Raw genomic sequence first — 18,309 nt, forward strand, 5'->3', positions numbered from 1 at the left:
TAAAAGTATGCAATAGATTTTTTAATAGTTTGAATTACATAAAGATAAAACGAGGATTACATTTTAAGGTAAAAATCTTTTGTTAATTCAATATAATCCTTTGTATACAAATGTCTGTCAGTTTCGATAATTAATTCATCGATTTCGGTTTCCGGATTTTCGTTTCGGCTAAAAGCCAATAAACTGCGTTTGATTTCCGAAGTTGGGTTTCCTTTTACGCGGGTAATTTTTGTTGGATATAATTCAGCTTCTTTGGCTAAAACTATAAAGTTTTTCTCTTCTTTGAATGGAAGGATCACTGCAAATATTCCATTTTCTGAAAGCAATAAGTCCGCTGCTTCAATCAATTCTTCAAATGGCATTGCGTCCTGAAAACGGGCTAAATCGCGTTGTTCATTTTCAGTTTTATAATCTTCGGAGTAAAAAGGCGGGTTTGAAATAATCAAATCATATTCGTCTTCCGGCTCTTCAATAAATTCGTCCAACCCGGCATGAAAGCAAAAAAGACGATCTCCCCATGGTGAGTTTTCAAAATTTTCTACAGCTTGCTCGTAGGCATCCTCATCAATTTCAAGTGCATCAATTTGTTGGGCATTAGTTCGCTGTGCGAGCATCAAAGCAATAATTCCGGTTCCGGCACCAATATCCAAAACACTAAACGGATTGTGATTTACAGGAGTCCATGCGCCTAATAAAACACCATCTGTGCCAACTTTCATTGCAGTTTTGTCTTGTTTAACAGAAAATTGTTTGAATGAAAACATAAAGATTAAATTCCAATTTTTTTAAATTCCAAATTCCAATCCTGAAAAGGAAAATTCTAAAAATGAAATTCCAAATTCTAATTGTAAAAGGATTAAAATTATATAGTTTTGAGTTGCAAAAGTATGATTAAAATATCAATTAACTACTTAGTTGTTTTTGTGATTATGGCTGATAGAATTTTTCTTAATTCTTCTACTTCGAATAGTAAAGAATCTGATAGTATTCTTTGATCGGAATTTAATTCATGTAATAGTCGTAACCAGAATTTAGATTCTTTAGCTTCTTTTCGGGCGATTTTCAATCTGAAAATTAAATCTTTATCTCCTAATTTTTCATTTGCCTCAATGTAATTTGCTCCAATAGAACCAGACGATCTAATTAATTGTTTACCATCTTCAATATTTGATGTTGTTCTTGATAAGCTTTTAATGTAATTCCTGCATTCTTTTGCAAACAAAAATGTTCGTTCCTCTAAATCATATGGTTTATTCATGGTGTAAATCCCAAAATTTTAAAATCCCAAATTTCAATTGTTTGGGCTTAAAAATAATGAAATTAATTAAAAAATAAGTTTTTTCTTTCATATTTGTTTTGAAAGAATTTTTATAATGGAATTTCTCTCTCCAGTTTTGGAATTTGGAATTTCTTTGTATTGGAATTTAACCTTTTTTCAGGATTGGAATTTGGAATTTTATTTTAAAGGTACATTTCCACCAATCCTTCTGGCAGATCCATAATGACTTTTTTATTGTCCCGATCAATTTTTACAAGAAAATGATCAATCATTGGAACTAGTATTTCAACTTCACCATTTAAAACTTCAAAAAGTGGCTGGGCAGAAGAATCATTAACAGAAGTAATTTTTCCAAAAACGCCTAAACGCTGGTCTTCAATTTCGAAACCAATAACTTCGTGGAAATAAAATTTGTTGCCGGAAAGTTTTGGCAACATAGTTAAAGGAAGATAGACAGCATTTCCAACTAAGGCATCAGCGTCTTCTTCTGTATTTACATCTTCAAAACGAACTCTTAAAAAGTCGTTTTTGTGTAGAGAACTTGTCTCAATAAAAAAAGGAACCAGATGTTTGTTGTGATCAACAAACACTGATTCCAGATTTTCGTATAACTCAGGTTCGTCTGTATCTAAATAGATTAGTACTTCACCTTTGAAACTAAATTTTTTAGCGATTTTACCTAAATAAAAACATTCTTCTTTATGCATTATCGCTAGCTAAAATTATGCTTCAGTTGTTTCGTTATTCTCTTCAGCAGCAGGAGCTTCTTCAGTAGCAGCTTCAACTTCAGCAACTTCTTCTGTAGCCTCTGCAGCAGCGATAGCATCAGCTTCAGCCTGAGCTGCAGCAGCTAAACGTTTTGCATTAACTTCTTGTTCTGCTTTTAAAGCTTTAGCTTTAACATCAGCCTGTGCTTTTGATAAACCGTCTTTTTTAGCATCAACTTTTCCAGCTTTAGCCTCTAACCAAGCAGCTAATTTTGCATCTGCCTGCTCTTGAGTCAAAGCTCCTTTACGGATACCTCCATCAAGGTGGTGTTTCAATAAAGCACCTTTGTAAGAAAGGATAGCTCTTGCAGTATCAGTTGGCTGAGCACCATTATGCAACCATTTTACTGCACTATCAAGGTTTAAGTCGATAGTTGCCGGGTTAGTGTTTGGATTGTAAGTACCGATTTTCTCTAAGTATTTACCATCTCTTTTTGAGCGTGCATCTGCAGCTACAACCCAGTAAAAAGGTTTTCCTTTTTTACCGTGTCTTTGTAATCTAATTTTTACTGACATAATCGTATGATTAAATTTTGAGGTACTCGACCTCTGTTAATTAAGGGCGCAAAGATATAATTTTTTTCTGAATTGTAGTCCAAAATAGATTAAATAAAAAAGGAAAAAAATGATGTATTTTTTGATTTTTTTTTGATTCTGGCTTTAAAAATCAAAATAAAAGCATAAATAAACTAATCTGTAGTAGATTACAGAAAAATAAAGCTACATTTGTTTATTATTATAAATAAGTATATATGAACATTTTTGTGGGAAGCCTTCCATTCAGTATTGAGGAAGCAGATTTAAGAGAGTCTTTCGAGGCTTACGGAGCGGTAGATTCAGTAAAAATTATTACTGATAAATTTACCGGAAGAAGCAAAGGATTTGGTTTTGTTGAGATGCCAAACGACGCGGAAGCTCAAAAAGCAATTGATGAATTGAACGGAGCTGTTGTTTCAGGACGTGCAATTGTGGTTAATAAATCTGAGCCAAAACCTGAAGGAGAAAGAAGAAGCTTCAATAACAACCGTGGAGGAGATTCTCGCGGAGGTTACGGAAACAACCGTGGTGGAAATGACCGTGGTGGAAACAGAGGAGGATATTAATATTTTTTTCTAAATATATAAAAGGGATCAATTTACATTGATCCCTTTTTTTTCATGTTTTATTTTTTTCATGTTTTACGTTCCAGTAGTAACCTGAAACTTGAAACCTGAAACAAAAAATAACTAATTATACGTTCGCAGCTAACCAGTCACCTACTTCTTTGGTTCCGTATGCTTTGCCTCCATTAGCTAAATCTTCGGTAACTACTCCTGCTTCTAAAGCTTTGTTTACAGCATCTCTCATTGCTTTTCCTTCTTCCATTAATCCGAAGTTTTCGAACATCATAGCAGCAGATAAAACAGTAGCCATTGGGTTAGCGATATTTAATCCGGTAGCTTGTGGATATGAACCGTGAATAGGCTCAAATAAAGATACTTCAGCTCCCATCGATGCAGAAGGCATTAATCCCATTGAACCAGAAATTACAGAAGCTTCATCTGTTAAAATGTCTCCAAATAAGTTCTCCGTAATCAAAACATCATAAGAGTTTGGCCATTGTACCAAACGCATTGCAACCGCATCAACAAATTCGTAGCTTACTTCTACTTCCGGATAGTCTTTTTCCATTGCCTGAACTGTTTCTCTCCACAAACGTGACGTTTCCAAAACGTTTGCTTTGTCCACACAGCATAATTTTTTAGAACGCGTCATTGCTAATTCGAAACCTTTTTTAGCCAAACGCTGTACTTCGGCTCTTGTGTAAACGCAGTTGTCAAAAGCAGTATCTCCGTTATCTTTTCTTCCTTTTTCACCAAAATAAATTCCGCCAGTTAATTCTCTTAAGAAAACTAAGTCAGTTCCTTCGATTCTTTCTCTTTTTAATGGAGATTTATCCAATAAAGACGGGAATGTAAATGTTGGTCTTACGTTTGCGAACAAACCTAATGCTTTACGCATTTTCAACAAACCTTGTTCCGGACGTACAGGCGCAGAAGGGTCGTTATCATATTTAGGGTGTCCAATGGCTCCGAAAAGAACAGCATCAGCATTTTTACAAATTTCGTGTGTAGCATCAGGATAAGGTTCACCTACTGCGTCAATTGCAGCAGCACCGGTCAAAGCTGGTTTCCATGTAATTTCATGTCCAAATTTTTGTGCAACGGCATCTGATACTTTTACTGCCTGATCAATTACTTCTGGTCCGATTCCGTCTCCAGCTAAAAGGGCTATGTTAAATTTCATTTTATTGATATTATGGGTTTATTTACTATTTATTTTTATTTCAGTTTTACTGCGTGATGACATTCAGCATTTTTTGAGTTGCAATAATTGCAGCAACTGTCTGATCCGAGTCTAATCCTCTGGTTTTGAATTCTTTTCCATTGTTTACCCAGGTGATAATAGTTTCGCATAAAGCGTCAGAACTACTCCCGGGCGGGATTCTCACAGCATAGTCAATCAATTTTGGGAGCGTTAATTTTTTGCTTTTATAAATTTTAGTAAGTGCATTCATGAAAGCATCAAACTGTCCGTCGCCTTGTGCATTTTCTTCGATTATTTCTCCATCAAATTTTAAGCATAAAGTAGTTGATGGGCGCATTCCTTTTGAATGGACTAATATATAAGATTCGATTTTAATTTTCTCTTCATATGTGTGGCTGTCCAAAACATCTGAAATAATATATGGAAGATCTTCCTTGGTAACGGTTTCTTTTTTATCACCCAATTCAATAATTCTTTGAGTAACCAATTTCAAATCTTCCTGATTCAATTTCAACCCTAATTCCTGAAGATTTTTTTCAATATTAGCTTTTCCTGAAGTTTTGCCAAGGGCATATTTTCTTTTTCTTCCAAAACGTTCCGGAAGAAGATCATTAAAATATAAATTGTTCTTATTGTCACCATCGGCGTGTATCCCGGCAGTCTGTGTAAAAACATTATCTCCAACAATTGGTTTGTTGGCAGGAATTCTGTATCCTGTAAAAGTTTCAACTAATTTGCTTACAGAGTACAACGAGGTTTCTTTAATGTTGATTTTTACATCCGGCATAAAATCATTGATAACAGCAACCGTACTTTCAAGCGGTGCATTTCCTGCCCGTTCACCCATTCCGTTTACGGTTACGTGAAGCCCTTTTATACCGGCTTTTATAGCTTCCATAACATTAGCAACACTTAAATCGTAATCGTTATGAGCGTGAAAGTCAAAATGAGTATTGGGATATTTTGCTGTAATGGTCGAAATGAATTCAAAGGCCTGTGAAGGAATCAATACGCCGAGTGTGTCCGGAAGCAAGATTCTTTTTATGGGCTGTTGTGTTAGGAAGTCTAAATACTGAAAAACATATTCAGGAGAATTACGCATTCCGTTGCTCCAGTCTTCCAGATAAACATTGGTTTCAATGTTATTTTCTTTTGCTAACGCTATTGTTTGGGCTATTTCAGAAAAGTGTTGTTCCGGAGTTTTTTTTAATTGATGTGTCAGGTGGTTCAGAGAGCCTTTCGTCAATAAATTCTGGACTTTGGCACCTGATTTTTTCATCCAGTCAATAGAAAGGCCGCCGTCAACAAAAGTCAGGACTTCGATTCTGCTGGTGTATCCTTTTTCTTCGGCCCAGGACATAATGCCGCTGACCCCCTGAAATTCGCCTTCACTTACACGTGCTGAAGCAATTTCGATTCTGTCAATATTTAATTCTTCCAGCAATAATTGTGCAATGGTCAGTTTTTCTGCAGCAGAAAAAGATACTCCTGAGGTTTGTTCACCATCACGGAGTGTTGTATCCATTATTTCAATTTTTCTTTTTTCCATATTAAATATGAGATGACTTTTGTGTGATTTGATAAGTATCGAATCAAATTTTGTAAAATTGTAAAAAGCAGTTATGAAGCCCAACTTAAGAATTGAAACTTACATAACTGCATTTGAGTTGGTTGTGTTTAGTAAGGAAGCTTGTCAGCGAAAGCTTTAATATCTTCCTTAATATTTTGTAAATAATCAATATCATCAAACCCATTGATCATATTGTTCTTTTTGTATCCGTTGATCGCAAATGATTCCTGTTCACCTGTTGACAATAAAGTAATAGTCTGAGCCGGAAGATTGATTTCTAATTCTGTTTTTGGATCAGCTTCGATAGCTTTGAAAATGTTTTCCAAAAATTCAGGGCTGATTTGCACTGGTAAAACACCAATATTTAAACAGTTTCCTTTGAAGATGTCAGCAAAAAATGAAGAAACTACAGCACGGAATCCGTAATCGTAAACTGCCCATGCAGCGTGCTCTCTAGAAGATCCAGAACCGAAGTTTTTTCCTCCAACAAGGATTTTTCCACTGTAAGTTGGATTGTTTAAAACGAAATCTGCTTTTGGAGTATCGTCTCCATTGTATCTCCAGTCTCTGAAAAGGTTGTCTCCAAAACCTTCACGTTTTGTCGCTTTCAGGAAACGGGCCGGGATGATTTGATCTGTATCTACGTTCTCAATTGGCAACGGCACTGCGCTGCTGGTTAATATATTAAATTTATCGTATGCCATTTTAATTTTAGATTTTTGGATTTTAGATTTTAGATTTTCTGAAAGCGAGAATCTTTTAATCTAAAAACAATTTTAATTGATTTTTGAAATTGTTATTGCAATTGACTAGAACAATTCTCTCGGGTCAGTCAATTTTCCTGTTACCGCTGCTGCTGCTGCCATAATTGGACTTGCCAAAAGCGTTCTGGAACCAGGACCCTGACGACCTTCAAAGTTTCTGTTTGACGTACTTACCGCGTATTTTCCTGCAGGAACTTTATCATCGTTCATGGCTAAACAAGCAGAACATCCAGGCTGACGTAATACGAAACCAGCCTCAGTCAGAATATCTAAAATTCCTTCTTCTTTAATTTGTGCTTCAACTACGTGAGATCCAGGAACTAACCAAGCCGTAACATTATCTGCTTTTTTTCTTCCTTTTACAATTTCAGCGAAAGCTCTAAAATCTTCAATACGTCCGTTTGTACAGCTTCCTAAGAAAACGTAATCGATTTGTTTTCCGATCATTACATCATCTTCATTGAAGCCCATGTAAGCTAACGATTTTTTGTAAGTTTCCTCACCGCCTTCAACTTCTTTAGCGTTCGGGATATGTTTTGTAATACCAATTCCCATTCCAGGGTTAGTACCATATGTAATCATTGGTTCGATGTCTTCAGCTTTGATGTTTAATTCAGCATCAAAAACAGCATCTGCGTCTGTTTTAAGTGTTTTCCAGTATTCAACAGCTTTTGTCCAGGCTTCTCCTTTTGGAGCGTATAATCTTCCTTCTAAGAAATCGAAAGTAGTCTGGTCAGGAGCGATCATTCCTCCACGAGCACCCATTTCGATACTTAAGTTACAAACTGTCATACGTCCTTCCATAGTCATGTTTTCGAAAACATTACCAGCATATTCAACAAAGTAACCTGTCCCTCCAGAAGTAGTTAATTGAGCAATAATGTAAAGCGCAACGTCTTTTGGTCCAACTCCTTTACTAAGTTGTCCGTTTACGTTGATACGCATTTTCTTTGGTTTAGGCTGCATAATACATTGCGTAGAAAGCACCATTTCAACCTCAGAGGTTCCGATACCAAAAGCGATAGCTCCAAAAGCACCGTGAGTAGACGTATGCGAATCCCCGCATACAATAGTAGCACCTGGCAAAGTAATTCCGTTTTCAGGACCAACTACGTGTACAATTCCATTTTTTTGGTGACCTAATCCCCAGTGCGAAATGCCGTATTCGTTTGCATTGTCTTCAAGTGCTTTTAACTGGTTTGCAGAAAGCGGATCCTGAACTGGTAAATGTTGGTTTATGGTTGGTGTATTGTGGTCAGCAGTGGCAAAAGTACGTTCTGGGTATAAAACGTTAACGCCTCTTGATTTTAATCCTAAAAAAGCAACAGGACTCGTAACTTCATGAATGAAATGACGGTCAATAAAAAACACATCCGGTCCATCTTCAATTTTACGCACAACGTGTGCATCCCATACTTTGTCAAATAATGTCTTACTCATTTTTTATTTTTTTTAATTGTAATTTCTATAATCACAGCATTATCCTGTTCATTATAATAGCAAAACAAAAGTAAAAAAAGATACAAAATCGTCAATTTTAATATTTCATTATATACGATGCCCAAACTAAAAACAAATTGCAAATGCGCTTTTGTGTACTCTTTTTTGACGGAATAATGATACAGAAACTGATTTTGAAATTCCTTTTTAAGCCTAAATTTTACTTAACTGGTTTTAATTTTAATAGTTTGCAAATTTATCTCAAAAACCCTATAAAATGTATTGTTTAATTAAAAAAAATGTAACAAATCAGATTAAAATAGTAATAATTATTAGTTTTGATTTCTTTTCATAAGCTTAGTTTTTTAATTTTTTGGTGTTTTTTGAGCTGTTTTTTGTTGGTTATTTAGATTCAATAAAACACCTGAATACTACGACATCCAAAAAGTGAAATTTTATGAAATTTTATATATTTTAAGATAAAACCTGATATCTTTATAAGAATCTCTTTTACTTGAAATTTCCATTTTCTTTCTCCTAAAAAAAGCGTAAATTTGACTTCCTTCCATTTTTCATAGCGCATTTATTTATGTTTCATGTTGTCAAATGTTTACAATGTGAAAGACTTGGAATTTGGAACTTTAAAATTTGACTTTTCTATAAAAATATATGTATTTAATATTCGATACCGAAACAACCGGATTACCAAAACGCTGGGATGCCCCAATAACCGATTCTGATAACTGGCCCCGCTGTATACAAATTGCGTGGCAGCTTCATGACGAAATGGGGCAGCTTATTGAGCATCAGGATTATTTGGTAAAGCCTGAAGGATTTAATATTCCGTATGATGCCGAACGTATTCACGGAATCTCGACTGAATTGGCTGAAGCCGATGGAATCACTTTGGCCGAAGTTTTGGAGAAATTCAATATTGCATTAAGTAAAACCAAATTTATCGTTGGTCAGAATTTAGGATTCGACGTTAATATTATGGGTGCTGAATTCCATAGAATGGGAGTTGATTCACCTATGGCTTCAATTCCGGTTCTGGATACCTGTACTGAAGTTACGGCTTCATTATTAAAGCTTCCCGGAGGTCGTGGAGGAAAATTCAAACTTCCAACCTTAACAGAGCTTCACGAATATCTATTCAGCGTTCCTTTCGCGGAAGCACACAACGCAACTGCCGATGTTGAGGCAACTACGCGTTGTTTTCTGGAATTGGTTAGAAGAGAGGTTTTTACCAAAGAAGAGCTTGATGTTCCGAAGGAATATTTCAAAGAATTCCAGGAAAAAAACCCGCAGGAATTTCCTTTAATTGGTTTAAAACACATCAATTTAAAAGCAGCTTCTGAAAAAGTCAGAGAGCAGATCAAAGCTTTACAGGTTGAAGATACACCAACTGTAGTTTCAGAATCTGATAAAGCCGATTTCAAAGCAGCAAAATTTGCGCATTTGCATAACCATACTCAATTTTCAGTTCTTCAATCGACTATCGGAATTGGAAATATTGTTTCGGCTACAGCCAAAAATGGAATGCCGGCTGTTGCCATGACCGATACCGGAAACATGATGGGCGCTTTCCATTTTGTGAGCGCAGTTATGAATCACAATAAAGGTGCTTCTGCCAAAAACAAAGCTTTGGCTGAAGCAGGGGAGGAACCAACCGAAACTGAAATTAAACCAATCGTAGGTTGTGAATTCAATATTTGCGACAACCATTTAGATAAATCGAAAAAAGACAATGGCTATCAGGTTGTTTTAATGGCTAAAAATAAAGCGGGTTATCACAATCTGGCTAAAATGGCTTCGATTGCTTATACCGACGGATTTTATTATGTTCCGAGAATTGATAAAAATATTGTAGAGCAATACAAAGGCGACATTATGGTTCTGTCTGGGAATTTATACGGTGAAATTCCGAGTAAAATTCTGAACATCGGTGAAAACCAGGCAGAAGAAGCTTTGATTTGGTGGAAGGAACAATTTGGCGAAGATTTCTATCTGGAAGTCATGCGCCACAATCAGGAAGATGAAAACCGTGTAAACAAAACGCTGATCGAGTTTTCGCAAAAACACAATATCAAATTAATTGCGACCAACAATACCTATTATTTAAATAAAGAAGATGCCAATGCGCACGACATTTTATTGTGTGTAAAAGACGGTGAAAAACAGGCAACGCCAATTGGTCGTGGTCGTGGTTACCGTTACGGACTTCCAAATCAGGAATACTATTTCAAGTCGCAAGACGAGATGAAAAAACTATTTGCCGATTTGCCGGAAGCGATTATCAACATTCAGGAAATTGTTGATAAAGTAGAAACTTATTCTCTTTACCGGGATGTATTACTTCCAAAATTTGAAATTCCGGAAGAATTTGTTGATCCGGAAGATGAAAAAGACAATGGTGTTCGCGGTGAAAATGCTTATTTGCGTTATCTTACCATGGAAGGTGCTAAAAGAAGGTACGGCGAAATTACCGAGTCGATTCAGGAACGTCTGGATTTCGAATTATTGACAATTTCGAATTCAGGATATCCGGGTTATTTCCTGATTGTACAGGATTTCATCGCAGAAGCCAGAAAAATGGACGTTTCGGTAGGACCTGGACGTGGTTCTGCAGCCGGATCTGCAGTTGCATACTGTCTCGGAATTACCAATATTGACCCAATTAAATATGACTTGCTTTTTGAGCGTTTCCTAAATCCTGACCGTGTATCGATGCCCGATATTGATATCGACTTTGATGACGAGGGTCGTGGACGTGTAATGGAATATGTAATCAATAAATACGGTCAAAAACAAGTAGCGCAGATTATCACATATGGTAAAATGGCAACCAAATCAGCCATTCGTGATACCGCTCGTGTACTGGATTTACCCTTATTTGAAGCCGACAGAATTGCTAAGCTGATTCCGGCTATGATGCCAGGAAAGTGGAATCTGGCACGATTCATTTCTGAGAGTGAAGATGAGGTTAAAAAAGCTTTAAAATCGTCTGAGGAATTTGACCGGGTTAAGGAATTAATTGCGATTGCCAATGAGGAAGATCTTGCAGGGGAAACTATTCAACAGGCAAAAATACTCGAAGGTTCGATGCGTAATACGGGAATTCACGCCTGCGGAGTAATCATTACGCCATCGGATATTACGAATTACGTTCCGGTTACAACCGCAAAAGATTCGGATTTGTATGTAACACAGTTCGACAACTCGGTTGCAGAAAGTGCCGGATTGCTGAAAATGGACTTCCTGGGTCTGAAGACCCTTACGCTGATAAAAGATACCGTAAAACTGGTAAAATACAGAACAGGAATTGATCTTGACCCGGATACTTTTCCGATTGATGATCCTGAAACATATGCACTTTTCCAAAGAGGTGAAACGGTTGGAATCTTCCAGTACGAGTCACCCGGAATGCAGAAATACATGAAAGATCTGAAGCCAACGGTTTTTGGGGATTTAATTGCGATGAACGCCTTGTATCGACCGGGACCTTTAGAGTATATTCCGTCTTTCGTTCGAAGAAAAAACGGTGATGAAGAAATCAAATACGATTTAGATGCCTGTGCCGAATATTTATCAGAAACCTACGGAATTACAGTTTACCAGGAGCAGGTAATGCTTTTGTCTCAGTCTTTGGCAGGATTTACAAAGGGTGAGGCCGACGTTTTGCGTAAAGCGATGGGTAAAAAACAAAAAGACGTACTGGATAAAATGAAGCCAAAGTTTGTTGAGCAGGCATCAGCAAAAGGTCATGATGCTAAAGTTTTGGAAAAAATCTGGAAAGACTGGGAAGCCTTTGCGAGTTACGCCTTCAACAAATCGCACTCGACTTGTTATGCGTGGATTGCCTACCAAACAGCTTATTTGAAAGCGCATTATCCTGCAGAATATATGGCGGCGGTACTTTCGAATAACATGAACGATATCAAACAGGTATCTTTCTTCATGGAAGAATGTAAACGTATGGGATTACAGGTTTTAGGTCCTTGTGTAAACGAATCGTACTATAAATTTACGGTAAATGATGATTATGCGGTACGTTTCGGAATGGGGGCAATTAAAGGCGTAGGTTCCGGAGCTGTTGCAACCATTGTTGAAAGCAGAAAAGACGGGAGATATAAATCAATTTTTGATCTGGCAAAACGAATTGATTTGCGTGCCGCCAATAAAAAAGCAATTGAGAATCTGGCGCTTGCAGGAGGATTTGATTCGTTCGAAGGAACAACCAGAGCACAGTATTTCCATGATGATGGCGACGGAATTACCTTCTACGAAAAAGCAATGCGCTACGGAAATAAGTTTCAGGAAAACGAAAATTCATCACAGGTAAGTTTGTTTGGAGAAACAAGCGAAGTACAGATTGCTGAACCTGTTGTACCGCCATGTGAAGACTGGAGTACGATGGAAAAACTCGCTAAAGAAAAAGAAGTTGTCGGAATCTATATTTCCGGACATCCGCTTGATGATTTTAAATTTGAAATGAAATACTTCTGTAATGCGAGACTGGAAGCATTGAAAAGCATGGAGCAGTATGTAGGGAAAAATCTAACCTTTGCCGGAATTATCAATAATGTACAGCATAGAATTTCTAAAAACGGAAAAGGCTGGGCGATGTTTACTCTCGAAGGCTATGATGAAAGTTATGAGTTCAGGATATTTAACGAAGAGTACCTTAAATTCCGCCATTTCCTGATTCAGAATAATTTTGCCCATATTAAGGTATTGATTAAAGATGGCTGGGTCAATCATGATACTGGAAAAAAATCAGAGCCGAGATTGCAGTTTGTTGAAGTAAGACAGTTACAGGATGTTTTGGAAGCATTTGCTAAAAAATTGATTTTACTGCTCAATATTAAAGACTTACAAACAGAGTTTATTCATAAATTAAGCAACCTGTTTAATACTTATAAAGGAGATAATTCGGTGACTTTTGAAATTATGGAACTTGAAAAAATTAAGCGTATGGTTGAGGTTGAAACAGCCAATGAGTTTGAAGAAACAGACGATACCGTTTTTACAGATGAAAATGATGATGGGGATGTTGTTCTTGAAGATACCAAAATAAAAGAAATAACAGAAGTAGAAGAAATAAAAGTAGTAACCAAATTGACAATGCCAAGCAGAAGGCTTAAAGTTAAAATTTCGACAGAATTGCTGCAGGAATTAGAAAAAATGCAGGTTAATTTTAAACTCAACTAAAATTTAACAGTTAAAATTTAATTAATAATATGCTTTTTTGGTTAAAATTATGCATGCATAGTAGATTCTTTCACGAATAATTTGTAAATTGATAGTTATGATAAAACAGTGTGGGAATGCTGTAAAAAAAGATATCTAATTTATTTTATGTTTGTGTGAAATTAATAAAGAAAATTATGAAAAAGCATTTATTTTTAATCGGATTAATGATTTGTTCCCTGGCCACAATGGCACAGTCAGAAAGTGCAGATAAACCGGAAAGCTGGTATTTTAAATTGGGTGGATCTTACTTCATTCAGACAGCCGCGACGGAGTTTCCAATTGTAAATGGTCAATTGCCTAATACGGATGTTTATGGGGCTAATGGAACCACTTTAATTTCGAGAGAAACGAATCATGGTTCATTCGGAGAAGGATTTCGTACAGGATTAACTGCAGGTTACCGTTTTTCAACGCGTTTAGGAGTTGAAATGGGTATTAACTATTACTCCAGTGCTGATAAATTAATGGTTGAAACTACAAATCGTTTAGTTGCTACTTCACCAACAAATATTTTCGTAACAGGAGATGCTGTCGGGAAAATAAGAGCTTGGGATTTATCTCCTTCATTAGTATTATTTTTAGGAGAAACCAGAGGTTTTGAACCTTACACAAAAGTGGGGGTTATTGTTCCTATTCACGGAGATTTAACTATTGAAACGAATCGTGAGTATTATACTGTAGCACCAACCAGAACAACAGTAGCAAAAACATATGCTGAGGATGTTGTAAAACCTAATCCGACTCTTGGTTTTATGGCTGCGATTGGAACTTCATATAAATTGGGTAAAAAACTGGCACTATTTGCTGAAATTGAATACAGAAACTTTACTGTTCATGGAGATACAAAAGAAACTACTGTGTTTACTGAAAATGGTGTAGATAAATTGCATACACCATCTACTTTTAGACCAGATGCTTCTTATTCTGCGATTCATACGAATTATGTAGATAAATTAACGACAACTTCTAATAGTAAAGTAACGAATGCTGCTGGTTTTGATGATACAAAAGCAACTGATGATATTAGTTCGTATGTTGGAATTTCTGGTGTAGGTTTGACTTTTGGACTTAGATACAGTTTGTAATTTATTCTGATTTTATAGTTTATAAAAGAGGATATTCGAAAGAATATCCTCTTTTTTTGTTCATTTTTATCATTTCGAGGAACGAGACTCGAGCAATAGCGAACAGGCGAAGCAAATCACACTACTAACTCCGCAAAGTATGCCTTTAATCTTTGTTGAATATAGAGTGTGATTTCGACTTAAGGAGAAATCACAAACTGATTCGTATTAACTTGTCAAACTATTGACAAAGATTTTAGGATGAATTGCCTCCTGCTTTAGTCGGAGGTTGATAAAATGGATTAAAATAAAAGGCTTTAGCCAAACACATAGTTTGGCTAAAGCCTTTCTTTTAAAAAATATACCTCCAGCTAAAGCAGGAGGCAATTTAAATCAGAACATATAATTATCTCGAAGCTTCTCTAAATTCCTTCAAAACCTGATCAATAACCCAGGTTGTTCTGGCTGCTGATGTTCCCTTTGAAGGAGAAAATCCTTCTTTGCCTAAAAGTTCTTCCATGACGGTTTCAATAAATGGCTGCTGAATATGAAGCGGGTTTTCGATTGTAATGGTTTCTTTTTCTCCATTTGCATATTCAATAAAGATAGGATCTTCTCCAAAAGTTGAAAATGCTATTTTGCCTTTATCGCCCACAATTTCGGTATTGTCATAACGTTCAAAACTGGCGAAATTCCATAATCCGGATCCGTGGATTCCATTTTCGAACAGAAAAGACATTGAAACAGCGTCTTCGGCAGGGTAGGCTTTTAACTGAGAAGTGGCATGTCCTCGTACAGACTTTATCGGACCTAAAACAAAATCCAGAAAATCCAAAGTATGGCAAGCCAGATCGACAAAGATTCCGCCCCCCGAAATGTGTGGTAAAACCGTCCACGGAAGATTGATTTCATCGTCATAACGTTCTTCAAAAGGATGGTACAAAACACAGTTTACATGACGTATTTTTCCTAATTTTCCTTCATCGATTATTTCTTTGATTTTTAAAAACCGTGGTAAAGCCCTTCTGTAATAGGCCACAAACAACGGAGCATTGTGTTCTTTACATGCGCTGATCATTTCATTGCATTCTTCAAATGTCAATGCCATAGGTTTTTCGACATAAACGGGTTTTCCGGCTTTGGCACACAAAATCGTATATTCTTTATGAGAAGATGGAGGAGTAGCAATATAAATGGCATCAACTTCAGGATCGTTGATTAAATCTTCCGCTTTAGAATACCATTTCGGAACGTTGTGGCGTTTGGCGTAATCTTCGGCAAGTGCTGCATCTCTTCGCATGACGGCAACCAAAGCTGAGTTGGGCGCTTTTTGAAAGGCCGGACCGCTTTTGACTTCAGTTACATTTCCACAGCCTATGATTCCCCATTTTATAATTTTCATTTTTGGATTTTTTAATTATTATCAAATTTAAAAAAAGGTTTGCCACGAATTTCACCAATTTTCACTAATTCTTTGTCGTTAAAATGATTTACCACAAATTACACAAATTTTCGCTAATTCTTCGTTTAAGAGTTAGCCACAGATTAAAGATCTCCATAAATAAAACGGTTTTCCACTAATTAAATTTGTGTTAAAAATAAAGCCACGAACTCACAAAATAATCTGTGTATTCGTGGCTAATAAAATCAACCTATTTACTTTTTAGGCAAAGTTGTAAAACCCATATTATAAAGCGTGAATGCCTGAATATCTACATTTTCCTGAATCGTAGCCGCAACAGATTTTCCTGCTCCGTGACCTGCTTTTACGTCAATACGAATCAAAACAGGATTATCTCCAGTTTGTTTGTCCTGAAGTTCGGCAGCGAATTTAAAGCTGTGTGCCGGTACTACACGATCGTCATGATCTCCGGTAGTAACCATTGTTGCAGGATAATGAGTTCCTTTTTTAACGTTGTGAACCGGAGAATATCCTTTTAAGTATTCGAACATCTGTTTGTTGTCCTGAGAAGTTCCGTAATCATAAGCCCATCCTGCACCTGCTGTAAAGGCATTGTAACGAAGCATATCCATAACGCCAACTGCTGGCAAAGCTACTTTCATCAAATCAGGACGCTGTGTCATAGTGGCCCCAACTAACAATCCTCCGTTTGAACCTCCGCGAATAGCTAGATAATCAGATGAGGTATATTTTTGAGCAATTAGGTATTCCGCAGCAGCGATAAAATCGTCAAATACGTTTTGTTTTTGAAGTTTCGTTCCTGCATCGTGCCATTTTTTTCCGTATTCACCGCCTCCTCTTAAATTGGCAACAGCATAAACGCCTCCATTCTCTAACCAGACTGCATTTCCAATACTGAAAGCCGGAGTTAAGCTAATATTGAATCCGCCATACCCGTAAAGGATTGTAGGGTTTTTACCGTCTAATTTTGTTCCCTTTTTATAGGTAATAATCATCGGGATTTTTGTGCCGTCTTTTGAAGTATAGAAAACTTGTTTAGATTCGTAGTCTTCACTTTTGAAATCTACTTTTGGCTTTTGATAAATTTCAGATTTCCCTACTTTTGGTTCAAAAGAATAAATACTCCCCGGAGTGGTATAATTGGTAAAGCTGTAGTATAAAATTTTTTCCTCTTTTTTACCACCAAATCCGCCTGCAGATCCTACAGCAGGAAGTTTGATTTCACGGATTAATTTTCCGTTGTAATCATATTGCTGTACAAATGATACCGCGTCTTTTGTATAATTTGCAAAGAAATAACCGGCACCTGTTGAAGGTGATAAAATATCATTGGTTTCTTTAATGAAATCTTTCCAGTTTTCCGGTTTTGGATTGCTGAAGTCAACGGTTACGACACGTTTGTTCGGAGCATTAAAGTCGGTTACAATAAATAATTTACTGCCCTCATTTTCGATAACGCCACTGTCATTGTTAAAATTATCAACGATTGTAATAATCGGACTGTTTGGTTTAGTTAGATCTTTAATGTACAACTCATTTCCGTAAGTCGAATTGGCTGCTGTAATCACCAGATAACTATTGTCTTCAGTAACATAACCACCAATATATCTCCTCTTTTGATCGGCTCCAAAAATCACTTTATCTTCTTTTTGGGAAGTACCCAGTTTATGGAAATACAATTTATGCTGATCTGTTTTGGCAGATAATTCGCTTCCTTTTGGCTTGTCATAGCTGGAGTAGTAAAAACCTTCATTTTTATACCATGAAATGCCGCTGAATTTTACATCGACTAAAGTGTCTTCCAAAACTTTTTTTGAAAGAGCATCAATTATAATTACTTTTCGCCAGTCGCTTCCTCCTTCAGAAATGGAATAAGCGGCTTTTGATCCGTCTTTTGAAAAATCCAGTCCTCCAAGCGAAGTGGTTCCGTCTTTAGAAAAGGTGTTCGGATCTAAAAAAACTTCTTCTTTACCGCTTTTGTCTTTCCTGTAAACAACAGATTGGTTCTGAAGTCCGTTGTTTTTAAAATAGTAGGTAAAATTCCCTTCTTTAAAAGGAGCGCCGATTTTTTCGTAATTCCAAAGTTTTTCCATTCTTGCCTTTAAAGCATCGCGAAACGGAATCTGATTAAGATAGGCATACGTTACTTCATTTTGTGCTTTTACCCACGAACCAGTTTCTTCTGATTTATCATCTTCAAGCCAGCGGTAAGGATCAGCTACTTTGGTATCAAAATAAACATCAACAGTTTCTCCTTTTTTAGTTTCGGGATACTTAATTTTACTTTGACCGGAAGAAATTCCTACTGTAGTTATTGCCATTATTAGAAATGTTTTTTTCATAGCGTTTTTTGTGTTTGTAACAAAAATAGGAAATTTTGTTTAAAAATATCAAACACATAAAAACACAAAGTTACCGTTATAAATCTATGCTTTTATGTGT

13 protein-coding genes are annotated in these 18,309 nt (G+C 36.4%); 3 read left to right on the top strand and 10 right to left on the bottom strand.

Translation table 11 applies throughout. The features are described 5' to 3' along the window. Positions 1 to 56 precede the first annotated feature (56 nt). The 4 genes from P5P89_RS10660 to P5P89_RS10675 form a co-directional block, all read right to left on the bottom strand. Complete coding sequence (locus tag P5P89_RS10660; protein WP_278011890.1) at positions 57 to 764, bottom strand: tRNA1(Val) (adenine(37)-N6)-methyltransferase; 708 nt, start codon at positions 762 to 764, stop codon at positions 57 to 59. Between the two features lie 143 nt (positions 765 to 907). Then, positions 908 to 1,258 (bottom strand): four helix bundle protein, encoded by a 351-nt coding sequence (locus P5P89_RS10665; protein WP_278011891.1) that lies wholly within the window; start codon positions 1,256 to 1,258, stop codon positions 908 to 910. A gap of 203 nt (positions 1,259 to 1,461) precedes the next feature. After that, a complete protein-coding gene (rimM, locus tag P5P89_RS10670; RefSeq protein ID WP_278011892.1) occupies positions 1,462 to 1,986 on the bottom strand; it encodes a ribosome maturation factor RimM in 525 nt (174 codons plus the stop codon). 15 nt (positions 1,987 to 2,001) lie between these two features. After that, the gene (locus P5P89_RS10675) at positions 2,002 to 2,562 is read right to left on the bottom strand and encodes a 30S ribosomal protein S16 (RefSeq protein WP_278011893.1); all 561 of its coding nucleotides are present in this window, start codon (positions 2,560 to 2,562) and stop codon (positions 2,002 to 2,004) included. Between the two features lie 236 nt (positions 2,563 to 2,798). On the opposite strand from P5P89_RS10675, the gene P5P89_RS10680 reads away from it, so the two are divergent. Then, a complete protein-coding gene (locus P5P89_RS10680) occupies positions 2,799 to 3,149 on the top strand; it encodes an RNA recognition motif domain-containing protein (protein WP_025571406.1) in 351 nt (116 codons plus the stop codon). A 127-nt stretch (positions 3,150 to 3,276) separates the two neighbouring features. On the opposite strand, the gene leuB is transcribed toward P5P89_RS10680, so the two are convergent. The 4 genes from leuB to leuC form a co-directional block, all read right to left on the bottom strand. Then, positions 3,277 to 4,332, bottom strand: coding sequence for a 3-isopropylmalate dehydrogenase (gene leuB, locus P5P89_RS10685; RefSeq protein WP_278011894.1), 1,056 nt, complete (start codon positions 4,330 to 4,332; stop codon positions 3,277 to 3,279). 46 nt (positions 4,333 to 4,378) lie between these two features. Beyond that, positions 4,379 to 5,902, bottom strand: coding sequence for an alpha-isopropylmalate synthase regulatory domain-containing protein (locus P5P89_RS10690; RefSeq protein WP_278011895.1), 1,524 nt, complete (start codon positions 5,900 to 5,902; stop codon positions 4,379 to 4,381). Positions 5,903 to 6,030: 128 nt separating this feature from the next. Next, positions 6,031 to 6,627 carry a 3-isopropylmalate dehydratase small subunit gene (gene leuD, locus P5P89_RS10695; protein ID WP_223681390.1) on the bottom strand — a complete coding sequence of 199 codons (597 nt, stop codon included), beginning with the start codon at positions 6,625 to 6,627 and terminating at the stop codon, positions 6,031 to 6,033. Between the two features lie 105 nt (positions 6,628 to 6,732). Next, the gene (gene leuC, locus P5P89_RS10700) at positions 6,733 to 8,127 is read right to left on the bottom strand and encodes a 3-isopropylmalate dehydratase large subunit (protein WP_278011896.1); all 1,395 of its coding nucleotides are present in this window, start codon (positions 8,125 to 8,127) and stop codon (positions 6,733 to 6,735) included. Positions 8,128 to 8,796: 669 nt separating this feature from the next. On the opposite strand from leuC, the gene dnaE reads away from it, so the two are divergent. Beyond that, the gene (gene dnaE / locus P5P89_RS10705; RefSeq protein ID WP_278011897.1) at positions 8,797 to 13,338 is read left to right on the top strand and encodes a DNA polymerase III subunit alpha; all 4,542 of its coding nucleotides are present in this window, start codon (positions 8,797 to 8,799) and stop codon (positions 13,336 to 13,338) included. A gap of 176 nt (positions 13,339 to 13,514) precedes the next feature. Then, positions 13,515 to 14,465 (top strand): outer membrane beta-barrel protein, encoded by a 951-nt coding sequence (locus tag P5P89_RS10710; RefSeq protein WP_278011898.1) that lies wholly within the window; start codon positions 13,515 to 13,517, stop codon positions 14,463 to 14,465. 385 nt (positions 14,466 to 14,850) lie between these two features. Here the strand turns inward: P5P89_RS10710 and P5P89_RS10715 are convergent, their stop codons facing one another. Together P5P89_RS10715 and P5P89_RS10720 are read right to left on the bottom strand one after the other, a co-directional pair. After that, positions 14,851 to 15,846: a Gfo/Idh/MocA family protein gene (locus P5P89_RS10715; RefSeq protein WP_278011899.1), complete on the bottom strand. Its 996-nt coding sequence runs from the start codon at positions 15,844 to 15,846 to the stop codon at positions 14,851 to 14,853. Between the two features lie 254 nt (positions 15,847 to 16,100). After that, entirely contained in the window at positions 16,101 to 18,188 is a 2,088-nt protein-coding gene (locus P5P89_RS10720; protein ID WP_379680510.1) for a prolyl oligopeptidase family serine peptidase, read from the bottom strand. Between the last annotated feature and the right edge of the window lie 121 nt (positions 18,189 to 18,309).

Source organism: Flavobacterium gyeonganense (genome assembly GCF_029625295.1).
Taxonomy (GTDB): Bacteria; Bacteroidota; Bacteroidia; order Flavobacteriales; family Flavobacteriaceae; genus Flavobacterium; species Flavobacterium gyeonganense.

Coding starts and splice junctions, on each gene's coding strand:
- dnaE (WP_278011897.1), top strand. CDS start 8,797: ATGTATTTAATATTCGATACCGAAACAACCGGATTACCAAAACGCTGG.
- rimM (WP_278011892.1), bottom strand. CDS start 1,986: ATGCATAAAGAAGAATGTTTTTATTTAGGTAAAATCGCTAAAAAATTT.
- P5P89_RS10680 (WP_025571406.1), top strand. CDS start 2,799: ATGAACATTTTTGTGGGAAGCCTTCCATTCAGTATTGAGGAAGCAGAT.
- P5P89_RS10720 (WP_379680510.1), bottom strand. CDS start 18,188: ATGGCAATAACTACAGTAGGAATTTCTTCCGGTCAAAGTAAAATTAAG.
- P5P89_RS10690 (WP_278011895.1), bottom strand. CDS start 5,902: ATGGAAAAAAGAAAAATTGAAATAATGGATACAACACTCCGTGATGGT.
- leuC (WP_278011896.1), bottom strand. CDS start 8,127: ATGAGTAAGACATTATTTGACAAAGTATGGGATGCACACGTTGTGCGT.
- P5P89_RS10665 (WP_278011891.1), bottom strand. CDS start 1,258: ATGAATAAACCATATGATTTAGAGGAACGAACATTTTTGTTTGCAAAA.
- leuD (WP_223681390.1), bottom strand. CDS start 6,627: ATGGCATACGATAAATTTAATATATTAACCAGCAGCGCAGTGCCGTTG.
- P5P89_RS10675 (WP_278011893.1), bottom strand. CDS start 2,562: ATGTCAGTAAAAATTAGATTACAAAGACACGGTAAAAAAGGAAAACCT.
- leuB (WP_278011894.1), bottom strand. CDS start 4,332: ATGAAATTTAACATAGCCCTTTTAGCTGGAGACGGAATCGGACCAGAA.
- P5P89_RS10715 (WP_278011899.1), bottom strand. CDS start 15,846: ATGAAAATTATAAAATGGGGAATCATAGGCTGTGGAAATGTAACTGAA.
- P5P89_RS10710 (WP_278011898.1), top strand. CDS start 13,515: ATGAAAAAGCATTTATTTTTAATCGGATTAATGATTTGTTCCCTGGCC.
- P5P89_RS10660 (WP_278011890.1), bottom strand. CDS start 764: ATGTTTTCATTCAAACAATTTTCTGTTAAACAAGACAAAACTGCAATG.